At 41.8% G+C, this 1,592-nt stretch carries 1 protein-coding gene and 1 pseudogene; one reads left to right on the top strand and one right to left on the bottom strand.

Annotated elements, in window-relative coordinates; translation table 11 throughout:
• A partial coding sequence (locus GXZ17_RS01475; RefSeq protein WP_409375518.1) for an AGE family epimerase/isomerase occupies positions 1 to 992 on the top strand: 992 nt, incomplete at its 5' end.
• 275 nt (positions 993 to 1,267) lie between these two features.
• Here GXZ17_RS01475 and GXZ17_RS01470 read toward each other — a convergent pair.
• Positions 1,268 to 1,592: pseudogene (locus GXZ17_RS01470) on the bottom strand (hypothetical protein); the annotation flags it as partial.

The following is a 1,592-nucleotide window of genomic DNA, read 5'->3' as shown; positions in this document are numbered from 1 at the left end:
GAACATGGATGTTCGCCAAATTATATAACGAAATTGAGAAAAAGGAAGAATGGCTCTATGCTTCCAAGCTGGGAGCAGATTTCATCAAAAAGTACGCTTTTGATGAAAATGGAAGAGCATATTTTCGCACTACCCGGGATGGAAAACCAATCAACAAGCCCTGGAGTATTTTTTCGGAAACCTTTATTGTGATCGGCCTGGCTCACTATGCCAAAGCCTCGGGTGATGAGGAAGCTTTAGATTTAGCGCTAAAAACCTATTGGAAAGTTATTGACCTTCTTCAGAAACCTGAATTGCTGGCTGAAAGTGTGTGCACAGAAAACTATTCAGTCAAAACTCATGCCATCCCCATGATTATGGTTTCCACCACCCAACAACTTAGAGAAGTGGTGTCTGACGAGCGATTCGAGGGGATTATCAATCAGCATTTAGATGAGATCCTCTGGGTTCATGCCAAAGATGAGATAGGAGCGCTGTTAGAAAATGTTCGCAGCGATGGATCGATGCTAAGCGGTCCGGAGGGAAGATGTATAAATCCTGGCCATGCCATTGAGTCTGCCTGGTTTTGCTTAGAAGAAGGAAAAAGGAGAGAAGATAAAAAGATTATAAAAAGAGCCCTGGAGATTCTTGACTGGTCTCTCCGCTGGGGATGGGACGATAAATTCGGAGGGCTTTTTTACTTCGTCGATGTTGCAGGAAGACCACCAGAACAACTAGAATGGGATATGAAACTCTGGTGGCCTCATACCGAAGCACTTTATGCTCTTTTACTTGCTTATTCTCTTACTCAAGATAAAAAATATTGGGATTGGTATACCAAAATCCATGATTGGACCTTCAAGCATTTCCCCGATCCCCAATATGGAGAATGGTTTGGCTACCTCCATCGAGATGGATCAGTTTCTCTTTCCCTCAAAGGAAACCTGTGGAAGGGCCCCTTTCATTTACCCCGAGCTCTTTTGTATTCCTATCTCCTTTTAAAGGAGCAGTAAATGTATTGTAGATTCTGGAATTTAATTGATCAGAGCAGTTGTCGCATTTTATGAATTAGGTAGAAGCCGATGAATTTCTATCTCAAGCAATAGTTATCCCCGCCCATCAAGGCGGGGATAACTCGCTAGGTCGAGCTCTTTTGTTCCCTTGGTTTATATTGACTTGAAAAGAAACACAGAAATGTCTTTTTCAAAAAACCTCATGCAATCCCACAGAAAGTCTCAAGTAAATAATCACTTGGGAGAAGCATCAGAGATAAAGTGAGTCGCTATTTTTAATTTTTCCCTCGTTTTTTGTACCAGGAACAGTGTATATTCCGGCTTATCCGGACAGCTAAATCGGAAGCATCCGGACACTCTGTCGATAGATTTGATTCTAATGTGTCATTCTTTTCAAAATCCTTAGGTTTTTCCGCCATCGCTTCCCGCATGGATTTTTGGGAATCAAGAGTGCTTTGAATTCCTACTTTATCCAGTTTCTCAGTAAACTCGCAACTCGTAAATTGAGAACCTTGATCACTGTTGAATATCTCTGGCTGAGAAATAAGAAATGCCTTATCCAGGGCTCGAAGACAGAAATCTGCATCTAGGGTATTAGAT

Origin of the sequence: Candidatus Sordicultor fermentans (assembly GCF_012728195.1) — a bacterium.
Classification (GTDB): Bacteria; Atribacterota; Atribacteria; order Atribacterales; family Caldatribacteriaceae; genus Sordicultor; species Sordicultor fermentans.
The sequence above is the reverse complement of the archived record's forward strand: the minus strand, read 5'-3'. Positions and strand labels throughout refer to the sequence as shown.